Annotated in this window: 26 protein-coding genes and 1 pseudogene; 12 read left to right on the top strand and 15 right to left on the bottom strand. The window is 51.1% G+C overall.

The features are described 5' to 3' along the window. Positions 1 to 15 precede the first annotated feature (15 nt). From chbA to chbG, 4 genes are read left to right on the top strand one after another with little or no spacing between them, the layout of a single operon-like run. Positions 16 to 363 (top strand): PTS N,N'-diacetylchitobiose transporter subunit IIA, encoded by a 348-nt coding sequence (gene chbA, locus AACU55_RS06565; RefSeq protein WP_013577912.1) that lies wholly within the window; start codon positions 16 to 18, stop codon positions 361 to 363. 14 nt (positions 364 to 377) lie between these two features. Continuing rightward, positions 378 to 1,214, top strand: a complete 837-nt coding sequence (gene chbR / locus AACU55_RS06560; protein WP_014416576.1) for a transcriptional regulator ChbR — start codon at positions 378 to 380, stop codon at positions 1,212 to 1,214. Positions 1,215 to 1,274: 60 nt separating this feature from the next. Next, positions 1,275 to 2,618 carry a 6-phospho-beta-glucosidase gene (locus AACU55_RS06555; protein WP_014416575.1) on the top strand — a complete coding sequence of 448 codons (1,344 nt, stop codon included), beginning with the start codon at positions 1,275 to 1,277 and terminating at the stop codon, positions 2,616 to 2,618. Positions 2,619 to 2,664: 46 nt separating this feature from the next. After that, positions 2,665 to 3,423, top strand: coding sequence for a chitin disaccharide deacetylase (chbG, locus tag AACU55_RS06550; protein WP_014416574.1), 759 nt, complete (start codon positions 2,665 to 2,667; stop codon positions 3,421 to 3,423). 58 nt (positions 3,424 to 3,481) lie between these two features. Here chbG and AACU55_RS06545 read toward each other — a convergent pair whose 3' ends face one another. From AACU55_RS06545 to AACU55_RS06525, 5 genes are all read right to left on the bottom strand, one after another. Continuing rightward, positions 3,482 to 4,372, bottom strand: a complete 891-nt coding sequence (locus tag AACU55_RS06545) for an oxidoreductase (protein WP_134705260.1) — start codon at positions 4,370 to 4,372, stop codon at positions 3,482 to 3,484. 155 nt (positions 4,373 to 4,527) lie between these two features. Then, positions 4,528 to 5,433: a transcriptional regulator GcvA gene (gene gcvA, locus AACU55_RS06540; protein WP_134705259.1), complete on the bottom strand. Its 906-nt coding sequence runs from the start codon at positions 5,431 to 5,433 to the stop codon at positions 4,528 to 4,530. A 121-nt stretch (positions 5,434 to 5,554) separates the two neighbouring features. After that, positions 5,555 to 7,435: an amidohydrolase gene (locus AACU55_RS06535; protein ID WP_134705258.1), complete on the bottom strand. Its 1,881-nt coding sequence runs from the start codon at positions 7,433 to 7,435 to the stop codon at positions 5,555 to 5,557. A 14-nt stretch (positions 7,436 to 7,449) separates the two neighbouring features. Beyond that, a complete protein-coding gene (locus AACU55_RS06530) occupies positions 7,450 to 8,016 on the bottom strand; it encodes an antibiotic biosynthesis monooxygenase (protein WP_134705257.1) in 567 nt (188 codons plus the stop codon). 118 nt (positions 8,017 to 8,134) lie between these two features. After that, a complete protein-coding gene (locus AACU55_RS06525) occupies positions 8,135 to 8,551 on the bottom strand; it encodes a winged helix-turn-helix transcriptional regulator (RefSeq protein ID WP_013577903.1) in 417 nt (138 codons plus the stop codon). Positions 8,552 to 8,671: 120 nt separating this feature from the next. On the opposite strand from AACU55_RS06525, the gene AACU55_RS06520 reads away from it, so the two are divergent. Then, positions 8,672 to 9,529 carry an SDR family oxidoreductase gene (locus AACU55_RS06520; RefSeq protein ID WP_013577902.1) on the top strand — a complete coding sequence of 286 codons (858 nt, stop codon included), beginning with the start codon at positions 8,672 to 8,674 and terminating at the stop codon, positions 9,527 to 9,529. Positions 9,530 to 9,588: 59 nt separating this feature from the next. Here AACU55_RS06520 and AACU55_RS06515 read toward each other — a convergent pair whose 3' ends face one another. Further along, complete coding sequence (locus AACU55_RS06515; protein ID WP_014416568.1) at positions 9,589 to 9,846, bottom strand: biofilm/acid-resistance regulator YmgB/AriR; 258 nt, start codon at positions 9,844 to 9,846, stop codon at positions 9,589 to 9,591. A gap of 502 nt (positions 9,847 to 10,348) precedes the next feature. Between AACU55_RS06515 and AACU55_RS06510 the strand changes: the two genes are divergently transcribed. Further along, on the top strand, positions 10,349 to 10,885 hold the full coding sequence (locus AACU55_RS06510) for a shikimate kinase (protein ID WP_037033247.1): 537 nt from the start codon (positions 10,349 to 10,351) through the stop codon (positions 10,883 to 10,885). On the opposite strand, the gene idi is transcribed toward AACU55_RS06510, so the two are convergent. The 5 genes from idi to AACU55_RS06485 form a co-directional block, all read right to left on the bottom strand. Beyond that, positions 10,838 to 11,371, bottom strand: a complete 534-nt coding sequence (gene idi / locus AACU55_RS06505; RefSeq protein ID WP_134705256.1) for an isopentenyl-diphosphate Delta-isomerase — start codon at positions 11,369 to 11,371, stop codon at positions 10,838 to 10,840. The genes AACU55_RS06510 and idi overlap by 48 nt on opposite strands. 265 nt (positions 11,372 to 11,636) lie before the next feature. Further along, on the bottom strand, positions 11,637 to 11,807 hold the full coding sequence (locus AACU55_RS06500) for a hypothetical protein (RefSeq protein WP_153376364.1): 171 nt from the start codon (positions 11,805 to 11,807) through the stop codon (positions 11,637 to 11,639). A gap of 142 nt (positions 11,808 to 11,949) precedes the next feature. Beyond that, positions 11,950 to 12,426, bottom strand: coding sequence for a DUF2778 domain-containing protein (locus AACU55_RS06495; RefSeq protein ID WP_013577897.1), 477 nt, complete (start codon positions 12,424 to 12,426; stop codon positions 11,950 to 11,952). Then, positions 12,423 to 12,905, bottom strand: a complete 483-nt coding sequence (locus AACU55_RS06490; protein WP_013577896.1) for an Hcp family type VI secretion system effector — start codon at positions 12,903 to 12,905, stop codon at positions 12,423 to 12,425. Before AACU55_RS06490 ends, AACU55_RS06495 begins: the two co-directional genes overlap by 4 nt. Positions 12,906 to 13,112: 207 nt before the next feature. Next, positions 13,113 to 13,532, bottom strand: coding sequence for a MarR family winged helix-turn-helix transcriptional regulator (locus tag AACU55_RS06485; RefSeq protein WP_037033126.1), 420 nt, complete (start codon positions 13,530 to 13,532; stop codon positions 13,113 to 13,115). A gap of 244 nt (positions 13,533 to 13,776) precedes the next feature. Here AACU55_RS06485 and AACU55_RS06480 point away from each other — a divergent pair. The 4 genes and pseudogenes from AACU55_RS06480 to msrA all read left to right on the top strand — a co-directional run. Continuing rightward, positions 13,777 to 14,055 (top strand): annotated as a pseudogene (locus AACU55_RS06480) (MFS transporter); the annotation flags it as partial. Beyond that, the gene (locus AACU55_RS06475; protein ID WP_240785626.1) at positions 14,052 to 15,953 is read left to right on the top strand and encodes a glycoside hydrolase family 31 protein; all 1,902 of its coding nucleotides are present in this window, start codon (positions 14,052 to 14,054) and stop codon (positions 15,951 to 15,953) included. The pseudogene AACU55_RS06480 and the gene AACU55_RS06475, both read left to right, overlap by 4 nt. Before the next feature lie 278 nt (positions 15,954 to 16,231). Beyond that, positions 16,232 to 16,738, top strand: coding sequence for a peptide-methionine (R)-S-oxide reductase MsrB (gene msrB / locus AACU55_RS06470; protein ID WP_037033124.1), 507 nt, complete (start codon positions 16,232 to 16,234; stop codon positions 16,736 to 16,738). An 18-nt stretch (positions 16,739 to 16,756) separates the two neighbouring features. After that, the gene (msrA, locus tag AACU55_RS06465; RefSeq protein ID WP_134705255.1) at positions 16,757 to 17,485 is read left to right on the top strand and encodes a peptide-methionine (S)-S-oxide reductase MsrA; all 729 of its coding nucleotides are present in this window, start codon (positions 16,757 to 16,759) and stop codon (positions 17,483 to 17,485) included. Between the two features lie 92 nt (positions 17,486 to 17,577). Here msrA and AACU55_RS06460 read toward each other — a convergent pair whose 3' ends face one another. The 3 genes from AACU55_RS06460 to AACU55_RS06450 all read right to left on the bottom strand — a co-directional run bounded on the left by AACU55_RS06460 (position 17,578) and on the right by AACU55_RS06450 (position 19,614). After that, positions 17,578 to 18,144, bottom strand: a complete 567-nt coding sequence (locus AACU55_RS06460) for a YfaZ family outer membrane protein (RefSeq protein WP_013577890.1) — start codon at positions 18,142 to 18,144, stop codon at positions 17,578 to 17,580. A gap of 199 nt (positions 18,145 to 18,343) precedes the next feature. After that, entirely contained in the window at positions 18,344 to 18,835 is a 492-nt protein-coding gene (locus AACU55_RS06455) for a FidL-like protein (protein ID WP_134705254.1), read from the bottom strand. Beyond that, on the bottom strand, positions 18,832 to 19,614 hold the full coding sequence (locus AACU55_RS06450; protein ID WP_134705253.1) for a winged helix-turn-helix domain-containing protein: 783 nt from the start codon (positions 19,612 to 19,614) through the stop codon (positions 18,832 to 18,834). Before AACU55_RS06450 ends, AACU55_RS06455 begins: the two co-directional genes overlap by 4 nt. Before the next feature lie 275 nt (positions 19,615 to 19,889). On the opposite strand from AACU55_RS06450, the gene AACU55_RS06445 reads away from it, so the two are divergent. Then, on the top strand, positions 19,890 to 21,020 hold the full coding sequence (locus AACU55_RS06445) for an HD-GYP domain-containing protein (protein WP_134705252.1): 1,131 nt from the start codon (positions 19,890 to 19,892) through the stop codon (positions 21,018 to 21,020). 69 nt (positions 21,021 to 21,089) lie between these two features. Continuing rightward, on the top strand, positions 21,090 to 21,650 hold the full coding sequence (locus AACU55_RS06440) for a YceI family protein (protein WP_134705251.1): 561 nt from the start codon (positions 21,090 to 21,092) through the stop codon (positions 21,648 to 21,650). 197 nt (positions 21,651 to 21,847) lie between these two features. Here the strand turns inward: AACU55_RS06440 and AACU55_RS06435 are convergent, their stop codons facing one another. After that, entirely contained in the window at positions 21,848 to 22,879 is a 1,032-nt protein-coding gene (locus AACU55_RS06435; RefSeq protein ID WP_037033118.1) for a methionine synthase, read from the bottom strand. Between the last annotated feature and the right edge of the window lie 25 nt (positions 22,880 to 22,904).

Raw genomic sequence — 22,904 nt, 5'->3', positions numbered from 1 at the left:
CATGGAGAGACAGAGATGATGGATTTAGACAGCATTGTTGAAACTGAAAGCGAAATGCAGGATCTCGAAGAAGTGGTGATGGGGTTGATCATCAACTCCGGACAAGCACGCAGCCTGGCTTACGCGGCGCTCAAAAAAGCCAAAGAAGGTGATTTTGAGCAGGCGCGTTCGGTGATGGCGCAGTCAAAAATGGCGCTGAATGAAGCGCATCTGGTGCAGACTCAACTGATTGAAGGCGATCAGGGCGAAGGAAAAACCAAAGTCAGCCTGGTGCTGGTGCATGCACAAGATCACCTGATGACGTCAATGCTGGCCCGCGAACTGATTGCGGAACTCATTGAGCTTCATGAAAAAATAAAATAACGTAGGGAGCCATAATGCAGCCACCGGTACTGAGCATGGAAATCAAGACAGCGCGCGAAAATCAACTCTTCGACGGTCAGAATTTCCACATGTTCATCTACAACAAAGTAGAAAGCATTTCCGGGCTGCATGAACATGATTACTACGAATTTACAGTGGTGCTGACCGGCCGGTATTACCAGAACGTCAATGGTAAGCGGGTGTTGTTAGAACGCGGCGATTTTGTCTTTATCCCTCTGGGATCCCATCACCAAAGTTTCTATGAATTCGGTGCGACGCGGATATTAAATGTCGGGATCAGCAAAGCGTTCTTCGAGCAACACTATTTATCTTTACTGCCATCCCGTTTTGTGGCGTCACAGGTTTATCAGATTAAGACTGAGTTTCTGGCTTATATAGAATCTGTGATCGCTTCTCTTAATTTCAGGAACGGGGAATTTAATGAGTTTCTGGAAATGGTGACGTTTTATATTGTGAACCGTTTACGCCATCACAGAGAATCAGAAATCACGACAGATGCGCCAGGCTGGCTTAAAAATACCATCGAAAAGATGCACGACAAAACGCAGTTTAGTGACAAAGCATTAACGAATATGGTGGCCCTTTCCGGCAAATCACAGGAATATCTCAGCCGTGCCACGCAGCGACATTATGGCAAAACACCGATGCAGATTATTAATGAAATCCGTATTGATTTTGCCAAGAAACAGCTGGAGATCACCAATTATTCGGTCACGGACATCGCGTTTGAATCCGGTTACAGCAGCCCGAGTATGTTTATTAAAAACTTTAAAAAGCTAACTTCTTTTACCCCCAATCATTACCGAAAGAAGTTATGCAGTATTAATTAAACCGAATCATTTATTTCTCTGTTTAAATTTGCAGTGCATTATTATTGCACGGGAGTTCCTATGCGTAAAAAACTGAAAGTCGTCACAATTGGTGGCGGAAGTAGTTATACCCCGGAATTACTGGAAGGCTTTATTAAACGCTACGATGAATTGCCTATTACCGAATTATGGCTGGTCGATGTGGAAGCCGGAAAAGAGAAACAGGATATTATTTTCAATCTTTGCCAGCGTATGGTGGAACGTGCAGGTGTGCCGATTGTAATGCATAAAACGCTGGATCGCCGCGAAGCCTTGGTGGATGCCGATTTTGTCACCACGCAACTGCGTGTTGGCCAGCTCAAAGCACGCGAACTGGACGAACGTATTCCGCTCAGCCACGGTTATCTCGGGCAGGAAACCAACGGCGCTGGTGGCCTGTTCAAAGGCTTGCGTACCATTCCGGTGATTTTTGACATCATTAAAGATGTCGAAGAGATCTGCCCGGACGCCTGGGTGATTAACTTCACCAACCCGGCCGGAATGGTAACGGAAGCGGTATTCCGGCACACCAGATTCAAGAAATTCATCGGCGTGTGTAACATCCCGGTTGGCATGAAAATGTTCATTCAGGATGTGCTGCAACTGACCCCGCAGGACGATTTATCCATCGACCTGTTTGGCCTGAACCACATGGTGTTCATTAAAGATGTTCTGGTCAACGGCGAATCACGTTTCGCCGAACTGCTCGACGGCGTCGCGTCCGGCACGCTGACCGCCGGTTCGGTGAAAAACATCTTTGATTTACCGTTCAGCGAAGGCCTGATCCGCTCCCTGAATTTGCTGCCATGTTCTTATCTGCTGTATTACTTTAAGCAGAAAGAGATGCTGGCGATTGAGATGGGGGAATTCTACAAAGGCGGTGCACGCGCCACGGTGGTACAGAAGGTTGAAAAGCAGCTGTTCGATCTGTACAAAAACCCTGATCTGAACGTCAAACCGAAAGAACTGGAATTGCGCGGCGGGGCCTATTATTCCGATGCCGCCTGCGAAGTGATCAGCGCAATTTACAACGACAAACAAACCGAGCAGTACGTCAATTTCCCGCATAACGGCCATATTGATAACATCCCGTCTGACTGGGCGGTGGAAATGACGTGCACCATCGGGCGTGACGGCGCAAAACCACACCCGCGTATCACGCATTTCGACGAAAAAGTGCTTGGCCTGATATACACCATCAAAGGCTTTGAGATTGCCGCCAGCAATGCCGCACTGAGCGGTGAATTCAATGATGTTCTGCTGGCGATGAACCTCAGCCCGCTGATCCATTCCGATAAAGATGCTGAGATACTGGCGCGCGAAATGTTGCTGGCACATGAAAAACTACTGCCAAATTTTGCTAACACCATTGCTGCGCTGAAATAAACCCACGGCCTTCCCTGAAAAGGGGAGGCGTTCAACCGGGACATTTATGGATAAATTACTGATAGTGAACGCCGATGATTTCGGGCTTTGTAAAGCGCAAAACTACGGGATCATCGACGCATTCAACCACGGTGTGGTGCGGTCGACGACGGCGATGGTGAATATGGCCGCTGCAGAACATGCCGCGGTGCTCAGCAAAGAAAATCCTGATCTTGCCGTCGGCATGCATTTCGTGCTGACGCTCGGACGTCCCTTGTCATCCATGCCGGGGCTGGCCCGCGACGGTGAACTGGGAAAATGGATTTGGGAAATGGCAGAGCAGGGCACGTTACCGCTTGATGAAATCGCGCAGGAACTGCAATGCCAGTTCGGGCGTTTTGTGTCTCTGTTTGGCCGTTTGCCGACACATCTCGACAGTCATCATCATGTGCATATGTTCCCGCAGATTTTCCCGATCGTGGAAGCGTTCGCGAAAGATCAGGGCATTCCTGTACGCATCGATCGTGACGAGATCCGCCGGGGCAACATTGCGCTGTGTGGCGCGAAGAGTACCGACGGTTTCGACAGCAGTTTCTACGGAGAGACGGTTTCAGAAGCCCTGTTTGTGCAAACGCTGGACAACGCCACGCAGCGCGGTGACCGCTCGGTGGAAATCATGACCCATCCGGCGTTTATCGATAACACCCTTCTGGCGAGCAAATATTGCTATCCGCGCCTGGCGGAGCTGGATGTACTGACGTCGGCCTCGCTCAAAACTGCGATAACTGAACGCGGATTCCGGCTGGGATCGTTTAAGGATTTATAAGCTGTCATACGTAAAGCCCGCCGCTGGCATGACGCCTGCGCCGGGCTTTTTATTGGCGTCAGCCGGGCCCCTCACTTCCTGCCGCCAGCAGCGGTACCAGAATGTCGCTAACGGGCGTAGGAATACCCCGCGCGAGACCGTAACGCTGTATGACACCGTTGCGTATATCCCATTCCAGCGGGCGGTTAGCCTGGCGGTCGGCGAGAATAGAAGTGCCCAGGTCCGCAGGCGCACGATGAAAACCGTCAACGATCTCTTTCGGAACGTTATCGCTGAGTACCGCACCTTCCGCACGCGCGACAGTCAGACACTCACGCAGATAAGCCAGTGCCAGTTGCGTGATATCCCCGCGTGAGAACATTCCGGCACGGCGGTTAGAGAGAACCATCAGACCCGCGACCGCATTTTGCAGCAATTTTCGCCATGCGATCGTGAGAAAGTCGGATGACAATTCAACCGTACAGCGTGTGCCGCTGAGCGCATCAGCGATCCGTTTTGCCTGCGGCACATCCGGCAGCGTAAGACGCGGTTTTGCGCGCAGCCGGACAGAGGCATCCGGCTCACGTTGTGCTGGAAACCAAACAACGGAAGGCAGCACTGTTGCTCCGTTGACGTAGGGTTCCAGCGAGGTTTTCTGTTCGACGCCGTTTTGCAGTGCACAGACAACGGTATTTTTATCGCACAATGCGGTAAGCCAGCCGGCGCTGTCAGCCACCTGTGTGGTTTTCACCGCAACAAAAACCAGATCACACGGAGAGTGGACCTTCGACGGATTGATTAATACCGGGCCTGGCACCACCACCTCGCCGTCATCATGACGCAGAATTAATTGCGGATGCGCAGTGCGCCCGCAAAGCAGCGGCGTGCGGTTAACTTCATGCAGTGCTGCAGCGATGGTCGTACCAATCGCACCGGGACCTATCAGAGCAATAGCAGGGCGGTCAGACATCTCGAGTTCTCCTGATTTGATTAACCTATCAACAATCGCAAGCATCAGAATACCGCCAGAAAAATAATATGAGCGGGCATGTACTGATGCTAAACAGCCTGTGCCCGGATTAACAGTGAAGTGTTGTCATCGTGGTATGAGCAATAACTCATACTTTAACGATAACTGCGCTGCGCCTGCAGTGATTCGGCCAGCAGCCAGTTACGGAATTTCAGGATGTGCGGCTGCGTCTCGATGCCTTCCGGACAGACAAAGTAATAGGCGGCCGGAGAGGGGAAAACGACGTCAAAGAGCCTGACCAGACTGCCATCATGGATTTCTTTTTCAACGTGGCCGCTGCGCGCTAACGCAATGCCCTGACCCAGTAACGCGGCTTCGATCGTCATATTTGTGTCGGCGAAGCGGACGCTTTCGTGCAGTACATCAGTATTCACGCCAACCTGCTTAAACCAGGCATCCCATTTCGGTACCAGATCAGCCCCGTCACGTGTCAGCAGCGGAAAACGCAGCAGCTCCGCAGGTTCAGCGGGTATACCAAAACCGGCTAAGAATGCGGGGCTGGCAACGGGAAATAATTGTTCGCGAAACATAAACTCTGTATGCAGCGCCGCATAATTACCGTGTCCGAAACGGATCGCTACATCGGAATCTGCGCTGGCGAAGTTAATGGCTTTATCCGTACTTTCCAGCGAGACCAGAATTTCCGGATGCAAACGTGCTAATTCCGGCAGGCGCGGTAACAGCCACTTTAACGCGAAAGAATAGGTGGTGCTGACACGCAGCCGCACCCGTCCTTTTTGTTCACGCAGATCGGCAAGTGTCGTTTCAAGCTTACTAAAGAATTCCCGTACCAGAGGGGCAAGCGCTGCACCGGCAGGCGTCAGGCTCAGGGTTTTACCACGCTGAAAAAGCTGCAGGCCCCAGCTATCTTCCAGTTTTTTCAACTGATGGCTGACCGCACTTTGTGTAATAAACAGCTCCTCTGCGGCTGAGGTAAACGTCGTGTGGCGGGTGGCGACTTCAAAGGCGCGAAGTGTGGCTGTAGGGGGAAGGTCACGCATCATTCAGTTCCTGTTAATGAGCTAATGCTCATAACAGGGTATGCCGGGGCGTGTGCAAAAGATACGGTGACAGAAAAAAATGGCCTGCAATGCAGGCCATTTTCATCTCGTTCTCAACGGGTCAGAACGAGAAGCACGAACATCCTAACGCACCCCAGAAAGCGTTGTCATCGGACACCGGGACATCAGAACCACGGGCAATATCATGGCTGTGTTTATGCACGCCACACGGGCCGACGCACTGATGCCCCTGACGAACCAGCCCGACGCGCGCTGCACCTTGTGGCGGCGCAGAGCGGTAATGCCCAGGCACTGTGGTGACCGGCGACCAGTCCGGCAGCACCGGGATGGCTGGCGGCGCGAGCGGCGAGAAACTGCCTGCTGCGTAAACCACTTTGCCATCGACCACGGTCATCACCGATTCGATGCCCTTGATACGTTCTTCCTGCACGCTGAAGAAATCTTCGGAAAGAACGGCCAGATCGGCCAGTTGCCCGACTTTGATCTGACCTTTCTTGCCCTGTTCGCTGGAGAACCAGGAACTGCCCTGCGTCCACAGCATCAGCGCGGTTTCGCGGTCAATACGGGCGTCGTCGTCATACATCGCCATGCCGCCGACGGTGCGACCGGAAACCAGCCAGTACAGTGCCGTCCATGGGTTATAACTGGCAACACGGGTCGCGTCGGTGCCCAACCCGACCGGCACGCCTGCGGACAACATTTTCGCCACTGGCGGCGTATGTTTGGTGGCCTCGATACCGTAGCGTTCAGCGAAGTATTCTCCCTGGAATGCCATACGGTGCTGTACCGCAATGCCGCCGCCCAGCGCTTTGACGCGCTCAATGTTGCGTTCGGTGATGGTTTCCGCATGGTCAAAGAACCAGTGCAGCCCGTTGAACGGGATATCGCTGTTCACTTTCTCAAAGACATCCAGCATCCGGCTGATCGACTCGTCATACGTGGCATGCAGGCGGAACGGCCAGCGGTGCTCCACCAGATGACGCACCACGCGTTCAAGTTCGACCTCCGTTCCCGGCGGTAAATCCGGACGCGGTTGCAGGAAATCTTCAAAGTCTGCGGCTGAAAATACCAGCATTTCGCCTGCGCCGTTATGACGGTAGAAATCAGTGCCCTGGCCAGGTTTGAGCATGTCGGTCCACAGCTCGAAATCTTCCAGTTCATGTTGCGGACGCTGGGTAAACAGGTTGTAAGCAATACGTACCGTCAGTTGATTTTTCTGATGAAGCTCATCGATGATCTGATAATCCTCAGGGTAATTCTGGAAGCCGCCGCCTGCATCAATCGCGCTGGTGAGGCCGAGACGGTTCAGTTCACGCATAAACTGGCGGGTAGAGTTCACCTGCTGTTCCAGCGGCAGTTTCGGTCCTTTCGCCAGCGTTGAATATAAGATCATCGCGTTTGGCTTGGCGATCAGCATACCGGTCGGATTACCATTGCTGTCACGCTGAATTTCACCGCCTGGCGGATTGGGGGTGTCTTTGGTGTAGCCGACCACTTTGAGCGCGGCGCGGTTGAGCAGGGCGCGGTCATATAAATGCAGGATAAACACCGGCGTATCGGGTGCGGCCTGATTAATTTCATCCAGCGTCGGCATGCGGCGTTCGGCAAACTGAAATTCAGTCCAGCCTCCTACCACGCGCACCCACTGCGGGCTTGGTGTCCGCAGCGCCTGTTCTTTCAGCATCCGCAGGGCATCGGCCAGCGAAGGCACGCCTTCCCAGCGCAATTCCAGATTGTAATTCAGACCGCCACGGATCAGATGCAGGTGCGAGTCGTTCAGGCCCGGAATGGCGGTGTGTCCGTGCAAATCCACCACCTGCGTCTGCGCATCAGCAAACTGCATCACTTCATTTTCGGTACCGACAGCCAGGAATTTACCGTCTTTGATTGCGACAGCATTTGCCAGCGGTTTTTCTCTGTCAACGGTGTGGAATTTGCCGTTAAGCAGGATCAGTGAAGCAACATTATTTATTGAATTCATTGGGAAATCTCCTGTTATTGCGCGGAAGCACGCATCAGCCATGAATGGAACACTCGTGTAACGATTGGCATCCAGAGGAAAACCACCAGCCCTACGACCGTGGCGTCATTGAGTAAATGACCGCCTTCGGTGCCTTTAAGCTGTGGCAAAAACTGCCCCCAAAACCAGGGCACAATATGAGTCGATGGATAAATTACCCCCAATGTCAGCAGATACTGTTTCCAGCGGGCGGGCGGGCGGACATTCGCACTTGGCGGGGTGAACCAGAATTCGGCACCGGGACGCACCTCGGTGCTGTCGTTTTGCAACAACAGCGGGCTGACTTCCGCCACCAGTTGTTTACGCAGATCCGAGTTGTGCCATGCATTAAGATTTTCCAGCGTGTCGAAACGCACCAGAATGGTATAAGCATCGCCGCTGCGGCTCGGGCGGATGACGTTGACGCCAAGATGCCCCGGGAAGGTACTGGCCTGTGGCATAATTTTATTCAGCCAGGCTTCATATTGCGCTTCGCTGGCTGGCGCAATCTTATGGGTAATGACGAGCGTGACATGTTGCTTGTGGGTCTGGGACGGGGACATACATCACCTCAGCTGATTAAAATAAAAGGTTTTATCGAATCAATGAAATGATGTTAGTCGGTGGATAGAGTCAATGATAGGTGAGAATTTTTGGGGACTTGTTAAGTTTTTTTGTTAATTACTCTGCACCTACGATACGCAGGCTACGCTGTTTCATAACGCGATGCAGATTCGACTCAAGCCAGTCTGCAAGTCCGGCAACCTGATCTTTTACTTCGATGCCGAGGGGGGTCAGAGAATATTCCACATGCGGCGGCACCACCGGATAAGAACGGCGGTCGATGAAACCGTCTTCTTCGAGGGACTGTAAAGTCTGCGCCAGCATTTTCTCGCTGACACCGCCGACTTTGCGGCGCAGTTCGCTAAAGCGCAATGTGTTATCGCTGAGCGCGATCAGGATCAGTAATCCCCAGCGGCTGGTGATGTGACGCAGGATTTCGCGCGACGGGCAGTTGGGATTCAGGACTTCGCCCCGGCGGATTTGTTCTGACAGTGGCAAACGTTCAGCGGGTTGCTCAGAGGAAATTATTTTCATACTAACCTTAGGGTACGTACTTACGAAAAGTTAGTGTATCGCATAGGATGTGTTTACGGCGACATTTTTAGCGCCTTGAAAGCATAAATCATCTGTCGAATACTTTTTGGAGAAACCATTATGATCGCAATTACCGGTGCTACCGGCCAGTTAGGCCGCCTTGTTATTGCTGCACTTCTGAAAAAAGTGCCTGCTGATCAGATTATTGCCGCGGTGCGTAATCCGCAAAAAGCTCAGGATCTGGCAGATCTGGGTATTGACGTGCGTCAGGCCGATTACAGCCAGCCTGCCACACTGGATTCTGCGTTTAAAGGTGTCGAAAAACTGCTGCTGATTTCTTCCAGTGAAGTCGGTCAGCGCGAAGCACAACATAACGCGGTCATCGACGCAGCAAAACGTGCAGGCGTGAAACTGCTGGCCTACACCAGTCTGCTTCATGCAGATAAAAGTCCGCTGGGACTGGGTGTTGAACACCGTGCGACCGAAAAAGCATTAAGCGAATCCGCCATTCCATTCGTGCTGTTGCGTAACGGCTGGTACACCGAAAACTATGCGGCGAGTATCGCCCCGGCGCTGGCGCATAACGCGTTTATTGGTTCAGTCGGTGAAGGAAAAATCTCTTCCGCTGCGCGCCAGGATTATGCTGAGGCCGCGGCGGCAGTACTGACGCAGGAAAATCAGGCCGGTAAAATCTACGAACTGGCCGGGGATGAAGCCTACACGCTGGCGGAATTCACTGCCGAAATTGCCCGTCAGTCCGGTAAAAAAGTTGATTATATCAACCTGCCGGAGGCGGAATTTGCCAAAGCGCTGCTTGGTGCCGGGTTACCGGAAGGTCTGGCGAATATGCTGGCAGATTCTGATGCAGGTGCAGAGAAAGGGGGCTTGTTTGATGATTCTCATACATTGAGCAAACTGATTGGTCGTCCGACCACGCCGGCTAAAGATGTGATCGCCGCGACACTGAAATCGCTTTAACAAAACAGTTATTGCGCTCCGGCCTGTTAACATCATCTTTAACAGGCCGGTAATATTTTTTAAATCACATCGTCCTGCGTGGAAAGTAACACCAGTTCCAGTAAGTTACGGCAACCTTGCTGATTACTGATGTTGGTCTCCTGTTCCAGATGGCGCACCAGACCTTCAATTATGGCCTTATTACTCACCGGATAGTGGCTGGAGAGAAGTCCTGAAACAATAGTCCCGAGGATCTCAACTTCGCTTAATGTCGGCGTTTCCCGCACATTTAAATAATCACTGATTTCTGTAACTGTTTGTTCTGCTTCGATTTGCATGTAGACCTCCTTAAACTTTTCAGCGGATTCGTCTCACGTGAAAAGTGCCTATTGCCAGTCAGAAAAGAGAGTATTGTGAAGTTTTTCTTCACAATTTCCGGCCCTGACTCATCTGATCGTTGTGTTATGCATCACGAAAACCCCAGCCATGAAAAAAACCTTTGGAAGAAGGGAAATCCAATTTTTCTTCCAAAGGTCAGGCTGAATACGCCCGTAAAAGACGGACTGATGATGAAGCAGGGGTAACAGAAAGTTATACAAAGATTGCCAGTCTGTACAGGTATGGCTGCAAGATATTTTAGATTTTGTTGCTAGCAATCGAAAAAAAGCACAAATAGTTCATCCATTCGCAGCGGTAATACATTCACACGACAACTTAGTTCTGTGCGTAATGGTTGCGGGCGTTAATTCATGTGCTTGTACAAGTGAAATATGTTGCGGCATAATATGCGCCCTTTTTTCAGGCCAGATGCAACATCCGGCAGCGGATAAGGATCATGTGGTGAAAATCAATGTTATTGGTACCAGCGGAAGCGGGAAATCAACGCTTGCCCGCAACATTTCTCAGAAACTGAATATTCCTTATATTGAGCTGGATGCGCTGTTCTGGAAGCCGGACTGGCAGGGCACACCGGATGAAGAATTTTTTGCCCGTCTGACAGAAAAACTGGCGGCCAGTGACGGCTGGGTGATTGACGGAAATTACAAACGTACTCAGGCCGTGAAATGGCGCGAAATCGACATGATCGTGTGGGTGGATTATTCGTTCGGGCGTACGTTATATCAGGCGGTGAAACGCGCCGCCACGCGGGCATGGGCACAAAAGGAAATCTGGGCGGGAACGGGGAATCGCGAATCGTTTCGTAAAAGCTTCTTCAGCCGGGATTCAATTATTCTGTGGACGCTGAAAACTTACGCGAAAAATCGTCGCCAGTATCAGGCTTTGTTTAACGATCCTGACTGGCAGCATGTCCGCTTTGTGCGCCTCACATCACCCCAGCAGACTGAGGTTTTCCTGCGTGATCTGACCCAGTTGTAACACCATCCACGGGCTGAATGCCCAGGGTGTTGCCCGAACGCTGTTCAGCAAATCTTCCGGCTTAACCCACTGATAATCCATGACTTCAGAAGCACGCGGCACTGGGGGCTGGCAGGTGAAAGCGGCAAATATCGGGCAAAACTCGTTTTCGACAATCCCGGATGCATCGGTGGCACGATACTGAAATTCGTCAACCAGCGACGTGATTTGCTCCACGTATAAACCCAGTTCGTACTGACAGCGACGGCAAACTGCCGCCCGCAGGGATTCGCCCGGCAGCGGGTGTCCGCAGACAGAATTGGTCCAGACGCCGGGCCAGGCCACTTTGCTCAGGGCGCGTCGTGTCAGCAGGATTTCGCCGCGATCGTTGTGAATATAGCAGGAAAAAGCAAGATGTAAGGGTGTCTGGCCGGTATGCACCAGCGCTTTGTCCATGGTGCCCGCCGGTTGATTTTTACCATCAAGTAATACGACTTCTTCAATCATAAAAACTCCCGTTAGTCCTCCATCATAGACCCTGTATAACCTCCTTCCAACCGTTCACTCTCCGTTGACATCCATCCCCTGATGCGGCCTGAGTCAGACATCCTGATCGATGGCGGTGGTTTCGAGGGACGACAATAATTTTCGGTGTTGTTACGCATAGCTTCAACGGCCACTACGGATGAGTTTGATGATCTTCCGTGCATGTAAAAACCCGGCATTTACCCGTCTTATTCCATCCTGAGTTATACCAATCTATACATCCTGGTTATTCACCATAAGCGGTCCTTCCATGCATCACTGTATTGAATACCAGCCCGGCTTGCCGCCGGGCTTTGATTACTCTTTCTTTCTCAGTAAAAAGGCGACAAGCCAGATCAGTGAAATGTTCAACAGGAATGAAGTCAGATGGATAAAGGTCATAAAGATATTTGCCCATGATTCTTCTGTTATAAAACCTGTTTTTTCTGTCAAAAGTGAGTACGCGATATTTTCGGGTATTAAGGCGAAAATGGTGACGAGTATTACGACAAAAGACGCCGAGCCAGCCATCCAGATCAGAATATATTGGTATGGTTTCATTAGTACACCTGCACTGTGCCAAACGCTTTCATTGTTGGGCTAACCATCGTGGTTGGTGTCTTGAGTAATGCTTCTCGAAGGATATCGAAGTGTGACTTACTGGTAAATGTTATGCAGCCGTTACTTGTCCCCTGATATCCAGCCGGATGTAATCTGAAATTTCCACGTTCGACATCCTCAATGAAAGTCGTGTCATCAATCAAGCTATCATCGCGAAATAATGCAAACCACGCTGCATGATCTGAACCGCTGACAATTGACTTAAGCCAATCACGCTGCTTGTACATTAACCCCCCCACAGGGCGGGATACGATGTAGTACCTGCCTGGTGGTAGTGGTCCTATGTTTTTGACCGCTGTCTGTTCAGGATCGTTGCGCTGTGCGGGATTGCCTGAGTATGCAGGGAAAAAACCAATTCCCGGGCAACTTAGCGTTGATATACCCGCTCCGTTTAACCGAAACGTGCATTTGATCATCTGTCATTCCACGCATCTGAAAAAATGATATTCCCATCGCAATGTTTCCACGTGATCCGCTCGTAACGCAGTGAAATTGACTCAAGATGGTTATGTTTATCAGTGGCAGGGTTTTTGCAATCATGCATTAGCGGGCAAACAGAAACGACCTTTACATTTTCCATCAGCATATTGAAATATTCAGCTTCCTGACCAGCATCGTTGATCCTGTACCACCTTATCTCCGCAGATTTTAAGGTTTGGCCTTTTGCGACGGCCTTGTAAAGGTAGGGCGATGAGCTGTCGAATTCTTTTTCAAAAGTCAGCGCGGAATGTACACGAGTACCGGTGATCTTGCCTGTGTTGTTGTCAGTAGGTAAAAACAAGCCGTGCCCAAATCCTTGAACCTCGATACTCCCCTCACGCCCATTCACATCGACAGATCCTTTGATGTCAGCGCCGCCGTCATCTTTAAGCCATAGGTAAGCGGGTATTGCCATTTTGATAATTCCCTTTTGAAATTGAAGGTATAAGTTATGCCCATCAATCGCCGAAAACAATTAGCGAATATCGTAATAAGTTGATTTTCAGAGGTTTATTATCAGTGAGCGTTCACCTGGGGCAAGGCGCTGAATACCGATTAATGAATGGAATTATGGACCGAAGTGGGCCTTCACCTCATCAAGCCGCAAGGCTTTACGGCAAAGTTATACTGAATCCTCCGTCATAGACTTCAGCAGGCGGACTAAATGCTGTTGATCGTCTGGAGAAAGTCTTGCCAGAAATTCAGTATCTACCTCCTGACCGACGGGCTGGGTTTTCGCGAGAACCGTTTTCCCCTCCGCCGTCAGCGTAATAAAACGCCGGCGTTTATCTGCCGGATCGGCTTCACGGACCAGCAACCCGCGCGTTTCAAGGCGCGCCAGCATTTCCGCCAGTGTCGCTTTGCTGCTGACGGCGACATCCGTGAGCTGCACCTGCTCAATGCCGGGATTTTCAGCGACAGAGCGCAACACCGCATATTGCGGTTTGGTCAGTTCCGGGATGCACTGCTGCCATCTTGCGGTGTGTTGCTGGAAAACCTTGCGCATTAAGTGAAAGGCCTCCTGTCTCAGTTCTGTGCTCATCGTCCGATCCCAAATTTCTTATTGGTCTGCCTCTATCTTAGCAATCTCTGAATATCAAATGCGACTGACCATTGCGGGGCTCCCCCCTTCCTCCCTCATGTTACCGGTATCACACAAATCAAAAATCATAAGAAATTTATAACATCTCGTAATTGTGACTCGCTTTTAACCATTCTATAACAAGTCCTCGGGCCACGGACGGACTGACTTTTTTGTGTTTAACCTACAAAAGGCAGGACGAAAAATGACTGCGAAGTTATCCGTAAAAGAAAAAGTGAGTTACGGTCTGGGGGATATGGCGAGCCATATTGGTCTGGATAATGTGATTATATTTTTGACGTTTTATTACACCGATGTTGTGGGATTACCGGCAGTCTTTGTCGGGACAATGTTTCTTGTTGCACGCGTCGCTGATGCGATTGTGGATCCGGCGATGGGGCTGATCGCTGACCGGACACAAACCCGGTTTGGTAAATTCCGGCCTTATATTCTCTGGCTGGCGTTACCTTTCGGGGCAAGCTGCTGCCCGCGGAAACTCAGCCACAAGCAGACATCAGTCACAGCACAGAAACCCTGACGCTGCGCAACGGCAACATCACCGCGACGGTGAATATCAAAGGGCAACTGGCGTTTTATAACCTGCGTGGTGAACTGATCCTCGAAGAGTACTGGCGTCAGCGTTCGACTGTGGGCATTGGCGCAACGGAAAAGAGTCAGGATAAATACATCAGTGCACTGAAGATGGATGCCCGCGAATTTAAAGCCATTCCCGGTGGCAAGCATCAATTAACCGTGCGTTTTGAATCGCGTCCGGACGAGAAAATTTATGGTATGGGGCAGTACCAGCAGAGCTGTCTGGATCTGAAAGGCTGCACGCTGGAACTGGCGCAGCGTAACTCGCAGGCCAGCGTGCCGTTTATGCTTTCAAGCCTGGGTTACGGCATGTTGTGGAACAATCCGGCGATTGGCGAAGCGACATTCGGCAAAAACATTACCCGCTGGGAAGCGCAGGTCACGGAGCAGATGGATTACTGGATCACCGCCGGAGACACGCCCGCTGACATCCTGCATCAGTATGGCCGCGCGACCGGCACTGCGCCGCAAATGCCGGAATACGCGACCGGTTTCTGGCAGTGCAAACTGCGCTACCGTACGCAGCAGGAAGTGCTGGAGGTGGCGCGTGAATACAAGCGGCGCAATTTGCCGGTTTCGGTGATTGTCATCGACTTCTTCCACTGGCCGAATCAGGGCACCTGGTGTTTTGACCCCGTGGACTGGCCGGATCCGAAAGCCATGGTCGCGGAGCTTAAATCGCTGGGCATCGAAACTATGGTGTCGGTCTGGCCGACGGTAGACAGCCGCACCGACAATTATAAGGAAATGAAATCCAAAGGTTATCTGGTCAATACCGATCGCGGTGTGTCGGTGAATCTGGATTTTCTCGGCAACTGTACCTTCTTTGATGCCACACATCCCGGCGCGCGTCAGTTTGTCTGGGATAAGGTGAAGCAGAACTATTACGATCTGGGCATCCGCACCTTCTGGCTGGACGAAGCCGAGCCGGAATACCGCGCTTATGATTTTGATAACTATCGTTATCACCTCGGGCCGGTGCTGGAAGTGGGCAACATCTATCCGCAAAAATTCGCGCAAGGTTTTTACGACGGTTTACAGCAGGAAGGTGAGCACGAGATCGTGAATCTGGTGCGTTGCGCCTGGGCAGGCAGCCAGCGTTACGGCGTGCTGGCGTGGTCGGGCGACATCCATTCTTCCTTCCACGCGCTGCGTAATCAGATTGCCGCCGGTCTGAATATGGGGCTGGCGGGCATTCCCTGGTGGACGACGGATATCGGCGGTTTCCAGGGGGGGAATGTGAATGATCCGGCATTTCAGGAGTTGCTGATCCGCTGGTTCCAGTGGGGCGTATTCTGTCCGGTGATGCGTTTACATGGCTACCGCGAACCGCAAATCCAGCCGTCAGAACCGTGGCGTGACGGCATTGCGCAATGCAACAGCGGCGCACCCAATGAAGTCTGGAGTTACGGCGAAGAGAATTACCAGCTGATGAAAAGCGGGTTATTCCTGCGCGAAAAACTGCGCCCTTACATCAGCCGCGTGATGCAGGAAGCGCATGAAAATGGCGATCCGGCGATGCGCACTATGTTCTATCAGTATCCGGGTCAGGCTGAAAGCTGGCAGGTGGAAGATCAGTACATGCTTGGCGCAGATATTCTGGTCGCGCCGGTGTTGTATGCCGGTCAGCGAGAGCGGGAAGTGTGGTTACCGGCGGGAGAAACGTGGGTGGCATTGAATGGCGAACGCTATGAAGGGGGGAGGGTGATCACGGTTGCTGCACCAATGAGTGAAATTCCTGTGTTTGTGCGGGAAGGGGCAGACCCGGCTGCACGGGCGATTTTGTAATCGGGTTGCAGATGGCCGCTGCAACATGGCGGCTGCTTAGAACAGAAGGGTGGCAGTTTCGGTTTCTCAATAGCTGTGATCGCTCAGCGGTTTCGGCGCAGCGCGTTAAGCGATCACCGCACGTGAGAAACCGAAACTACCTCATTCCAGCCTTTACCCCAGCCCCGCAGTGCAACTGCAAATCGAGTTATCACAAAACCGTTAACTCTCCGCGAGGATTCCGTAATCCCTCCCCTTGTAATCTGATGCCATCGACAGCAACCGGATCGGTGGCAAAAATGATTAACAGACGTAATTTCCTGCTGGGCAGTGGCGCGGTATCTGCCGCGGCCATGATGGGGCTGGTCCCGTCACTGTTTTCCCGCAATGCCGGCGCGCAGGTAAAACCTGCGAAATTCGAAATCATGCTGACGGATGCTCAGTGGCACCAGCGCCTCAGCGATGATCAGTACCGTATTTTGCGCGAGGCAGGCACCGAACGTCCTTATTCCAGTCCGTTAAACAACGAACATCGTGCAGGCGAGTTTGCCTGCGCAGGCTGCAACCTTGCTCTTTTCTCCTCAGCGACCAAATTCGACAGCCATACCGGCTGGCCGAGCTTCTGGCAACCTCTTGCCGATGCGGCGCAAACCAGCCGGGACACTTCGCTAGGTATGGTGCGCGATGAAGTGCATTGCCGCCGGTGTGGCGGCCATCTGGGACATGTGTTTGATGACGGTCCGCAGCCGACCGGTCTGCGTTATTGCATGAACGGGCTGGCGATGACGTTCACCCCTAAAGCTTAATCTGGCAGGAAATTGACTATGAAAATTGCATCGAAAAACCGGCGTAACTTTCGCCACTACAGCCTGATCGCCGGGCTGATGCTGGCGTCTGCGTTCGTGTTCGAAAATAATGCCTGGTCATGGGGCGGGGGCGCTGAACCGGCGGTCGTGATCCCGGCACCGGCAAAAGATGAGCCAGCAGGCACTGCACACAGCGAAACCGCGCTGTTTGCCGGTGGTTGTTTCTGGGGGATTCAGGGCGTGTTTCAGCATGTAAAAGGCGTGACCAGCGCGGTGTCCGGTTATGCTGGCGGTGTGGCGCAAACGGCCAGTTACGAGCAGGTCAGTACCGGCGAGACCGGTCATGCGGAATCAGTGAAAGTGACCTTCGACCCGACACAAGTAACGTATGGCGAACTGTTGCACATCTTCTTCTCGGTGGGGCATAACCCGACCGAGTTAAACCGTCAGGGGCCGGATACCGGCAGTCAGTACCGGTCGGCGGTCTTTCCTCTGAACGCTGCGCAGGCGGAAGTGGCGAACGCGTACATCGCCCAGCTTAATGCCAGCCACAGTTACAGCGAACCGCTGGTCACCACAGTTGAAAGCAATGCACACTTTTATCCGGCTGAGGCTTATCACCAGAACTTTTTAAACGATAACCCGGACTATCCGTATATTGTGGTGAACGATCTGCCGAAGATTAAAGATTTGAAGCAGTATTTCCCGGCGGAATATCGTGAACAGCCGGTACTGGTGAAACAATAACGGATTTATTTTTTCAGCCCTGAAAAATAACAGGAGAGTGCACATGCCGGGTCAATGCAATGTGCACTCTTTGCAGCACATTAAACGTTAAATCAGAAATCCATCTCTGCGCCTAAATAGGCACCATCAATAATGCGTTCATTAGGATTTCCCGCAGTGCCGTCAAGGCCAACATAGCGGTAACCGGCTTTCACTTTTAATGGCGCGACCGGGATCCAGCTAAATCCGGCATCGGCTTCGGAATAAGATTTTACACGATTGCTTAATGCATCAGGTGCTGCATAACCCTCTGCATAAAATGCCAGACTGTCGGTGAAGGGGACGGTAATACCGCCGCCGACGGGAAATGCCACGCCTTCATTATCAGAAGTAGAACCCTGCATATAAAGCGCTTTCGCGCCCAGATTAATCATTGCCGGGCCCGCCGGAATATTAAAACCGGTGCTCACGCCACCAATCTGGCGGCCATTTTGAGTATTCTTCGCCCAGTTACCCTCGACATAAAGACCGGATGTCTGACGGCCCATACCGGCGTTCAGTTCAGTGAAATTTGTGCCCGCTTTTGCACCCAGTTCAACAGCCTGAGTCTGGCCAGAGAAAGCCATAAATACCGCAATTGCACTGCCAGCGACAGTCAGTTTGATTGTGTTAGTACGCATTTGTTTACCTATTTTTTAAATGATCGGCGCTGAGCGGTCTTTGCCACTCTGCCGCCAGACGGATACCCGTCAGTGAGTGGCTATAAAACACCCTTCCGGCCATTGCCATCAATTTATATGTCAGATTGCAACATAAATAGGTTTTTATTCTTCATTTTACTTTTATTGAAGATAAGTAACCTGAAAAATACGGGTGTGTTCAGTACGCGACACAAACAAATTGCGGGGAATAGGTACTGCTTACCACATACGCCTGGTCCCGTATCTTCTTAACACCAATGTTGAGTGAGGCATTATCGCCCGTGTTTTCCAGCCACATCTGGTCGAAATCAGCATCTGGCGTGGTATCCAAAGGTGACGGCGTCACTTTGTCAATGGTGAAATGATAGGTTTTATTATCCACTTTGACACCATGACTGAGATAGACGGTACGCTCAAGATAGGTACTGGCTTTGGCCGACTTTACATAGCCTTCGTATTGAATAATACCTTTGTCTTTATCGTAAAATTGCAGGCTTTCAACAATAGAAAAAACCAGTTGCCCCTGCTCAATATCCATATTCACTTTGCCGAAGGCTTTACATTTTAAGGTAGGAATATCTTTGGATGGCCATAAATAAAGAACGGTTGCTGCGATGACGCAAACAGTTGCGACGGTGGCATAGAACCACTTCTTTTTAATCATGATCATGGTTTGATCCACTTATAGTGATAGAAGTTATCACACGAAATAATCTCATTATTATTACCAAGAGTGCATAAGGACAGCAGTGTTCGGGCGTTGTTTTGAGATGAATAGGATAATTCACTGTTATAAATGAGCACGTTGGTTTTATTGCACGTCAGGTTATTGGTTTTTAGTGTGTGACTGACCCGTTCCAGTACCGCAGTTTTGGCATCGTCCGAAATATCTTTAAGGAAAATAATATCGCAGCCGGTGTCGGGCTGTTTTATTTCGGTCATTCCGTTGGTGGCGTCGTCGTATTTCCACGCGCCGAAAGACAGGCTAACCAGAACCAGCAGGCAGAGCAGAATAAAAAGAGCACGCCGTGCAGGTTTAACCGGAGCAGAAACTGAATCGGGTGTTTGCATTCTGAGCGGAGGCGGGGAAGCCGGTGCCTGCCCGGCAGGCGGTGGCGCTTCAAGGCGTTGCACACTGACCGCCGGATTCAGTTTAAAACCGACTTTGGGGAGGGTAATAATGAGTTCGTGGCATTCAAACAGCGCCAGATTGCGGCGGACAATACTGACGTACTGGTTAAGATTATTGCCGGATGCATGCAGACCGTGCTTGTCCCAGACTGTTTCCAGCAGATATTCCCGCGTCAGATCACGCCCTTCAGACGAAAGAAATTCTTCCAGCAACCGTGCGGCCGGGAGTGTCAGTTTGATCACGTCCTGGCTGGCAGGATAGTGCAATGTACCATCGTCTGAGTTGAATTCTATTTCTTTATCAATGAGATACTTCATCTGAACCTGACAGTAATAAGTAAAGCCACATCAAACCCGTTCGGATTTACACACCGCTAAGATTAATATTATACAGTCTACATTCCGCGATCAGAATCTGTGCAAGGTATAGGTAAAAATTTCAGCCAGCATAGGGAAAAAAGCCAATTATTATATCTGTCAAAGATACCATTAAGGAATAAAAACCTATATATACCCACTTTGGGCAATTAAATTGTCTGTCATCCTGAAATCCGGTTTCCTGCTCGCATTGTTGAATGAGTGGGAGTGGTTACGTGGACGTTACCTTTACGGATTTTCTTATCGGATTTTCTTCTGCGCTGGACTTGTTAAGCCCTGAAAACGGACATCGTGGTGTGCGGCGTGCTTATATCGTTATGAATATTGCCCGTCAGCGCCAGCTCAGTCTGTTGGCACAACAGCGGTTGTTCATTGCTGCACTTTTACGTGATATCAGCAGGGGGGCACATGCTCCGCACGATTGCGCCAGCCAACTTGCGGATATCCCGTTACTGGCCGACAGCGCGGGCCTGATCGTCGCAAGAGGACGGCAGCATTCAGAAAACCGCCTGCTGGATCTGGCCGATAATCTGGATTTACTGGCATTGCATGAATTTCCACGCGGTCATTATCCGGTGCGCGCGGTCGAAACCCTGTGTGATTCCATCGGATCCCGTTACCTGCTCGACGACATGCTGGCGTTACGCGAGCTTGGACTGGAAAAGGAATTCTGGGCGGAATTCGCCTCCGCCACGCTTATCAGTACAGCCGCGTCTTTTTCACCCTTTGCTGACCGTGTGTTAAGTGACAAGGAAATGACGCAACTGTCTGCCCTGCTGGCTGTCGTCATTGACCTGCATTGCCGTTCAGCCGCACAACATTCTGTTGTGGTGGCAGGTATCGCCGCCAGGCTTGCGCAAATGTACGGGTTTTCTAAAAAAGGTGTCGCGCGGATCCGCGTCGCCGGTTTGCTGCATGATTTAGGTAAACTGGTTGTCCCCGCCGCCTTGCTCATCAAAGCGCAACCTCTGACGGATTTCGAACGCCGCCAGATCCATATACACCCGCAGTTCACCTGGAAAATTCTTTCGCGGATTGCCGGCATGCAGGACATCGCCCGGATGGCCAGCTTTCATCATGAACGGCCGGACGGCAAGGGATATCCCTTCCATCTGCGCGGTGCACAGCTCGATCTCGGGCCGCGCATTATTTCGGTCGCCGACTGCTATGCCGCGCTGCGTGAAACCCGTTGTTACAAACCGGCGTATTCGCCGGAAAAAAGCCTCATCATAATGCAGGAGACCGCAGCGCGCGGTGGGCTCGACCCTGAAGTGGTGGAAGCGCTCCGTTCGGATTTGATGGGGGCGGGGCAGGATATGCTCAGTGCATCACTGCTTTTGCCTTAATACTGATTTCAACCGAATAGAAACAACAGCTGAAACGTTTACTCAGAGTCAACCTCTGGAGAACCCCTCATGCTGCGAGTGTTTTTATTTATTTTATCAATGAGTTATGCATCTTTATCTTTCTCCGGCACCCCGGAGCACTATGTTATCAACGCAGATCGCACAACCATTACGTTGTCGTGGGTCATGCTCAGCACACATCCCTCGCAGGCGAATTTATCGCAGGTATCCGGCGATGCTTTTTTAGATCATCAGCAAAACATGCAGAATCATATAGATGTCAGAATTCCGGTTTCCTCGCTGGAGGCTTCGAACCTGCTGCTGACGCATCAGTTAAAGAGCAGTATGTTCTTTGATGAAAACCGTTATCCCTGGGTCAAGTTCACCAGTCAAAAAGTCACGCAGTCGGGAAATGGGCAATTTAAGATTTTTGGCATGCTGACTATCAAAAATATCCAAAGACCGGTTGTGCTGGATGCTGTTATGAATGACGCCAGCGCGAAGTCCCTGATTCTGCACGCACACACGGCGATTTCCCGCTCTGCTTTCGCGATGGACAGTCTGCTGTCGTTGGTCGGTGACACGATTAACATTGATATTGATATTGCCGCGCAGCCTTATAAGGCATAACGCGGCGAAAGGGGAATTGACGCGCTTTATCGCAACAGTTTCGTCCGTGACAGGGGTAAAAAAGTGCACGGGCAAAACAACAAACAGGCGTAAAACGGGGCCGCTTACATCTCAGGCGGGTTTCCGGATAGTTGGCGATCGAAATGATCGCGCAACCCAGACAAAATTCTTTTTAAGTGATCGGCTATTTGGCGACGTTATTTAGCCAGCAGTTCTTTGCGGACAATTTCTGCGCCTGCACTTAATGCATCCAGCTTGCCTCTGGCGACGCTACGAGGTAAAGGAATCATGCCGCAGTTGGTGCAAGGATAGAGTTTATCGGCGTCTACAAACTGCAGCGCTTTACGCAGCGTCGCGGCGACTTCTTCCGGGGTTTCAATGGTATTGGTCGCCACGTCTATGGCACCCACCATCACCTTTTTACCGCGGATAAGCTCCATCAGTTCCATCGGAACATGTGAGTGATGACATTCCAGTGAAATGATATCGATATTAGATTTTTGCAGTTTGGGGAAAATCTCTTCGTATTGTCTCCACTCTGTGCCCAGCGTTTTTTTCCAGTCGGTATTGGCTTTGATGCCATAGCCGTAGCAAATGTGCACAGCCGTTTCACATTTCAGCCCTTCGATGGCTCTTTCTAACGTGGCAATGCCCCAGTCATTCACTTCATCAAAGAACACGTTAAAGGCCGGTTCGTCAAACTGGATGATATCGACGCCAGCAGCCTCTAATTCTTTGGCTTCTTCATTGAGAATTTTGGCAAATTCCCAGGCGAGTTTCTCGCGACTTTTATAGTGGTTGTCATAAAGCGTATCGATCATCGTCATCGGCCCAGGAAGAGCCCATTTGATCGGTTGTGTGGTTTGCTGGCGCAAAAACTTCGCATCTTCAACAAAAACGGCCTTTTTGCGACTCACCGGGCCAACAACTGTCGGCACACTCGCTTCATAGCGATTACGGATCTTAACCGTCTCACGTTTCTCGAAATCAACGCCCTCGAGATGCTCAATAAAGGTCGTGACAAAATGCTGACGCGTTTGCTCGCCGTCACTGACAATATCGATACCAGCCTGCTGTTGATCTTCCAGACACAAACGCAGGGCATCTTTTTTGCCGTCAATTAATTCCTGATCTTGCAATTTCCACGGGGACCAGAGCACCTCAGGTTGTGCCAGCCACGAAGGTTTAGGCAAACTGCCCGCAGTCGATGTCGGTAATAATTTTTTCATACACAGGTGACCTTATATTTTTTAT

This window comes from Rahnella sp. CJA17(1/100) (assembly GCF_963881615.1).
Lineage (GTDB): Bacteria > Pseudomonadota > Gammaproteobacteria > Enterobacterales > Enterobacteriaceae > Rahnella > Rahnella aceris.
This window is presented reverse-complemented; position numbering and strand designations above follow the sequence as displayed.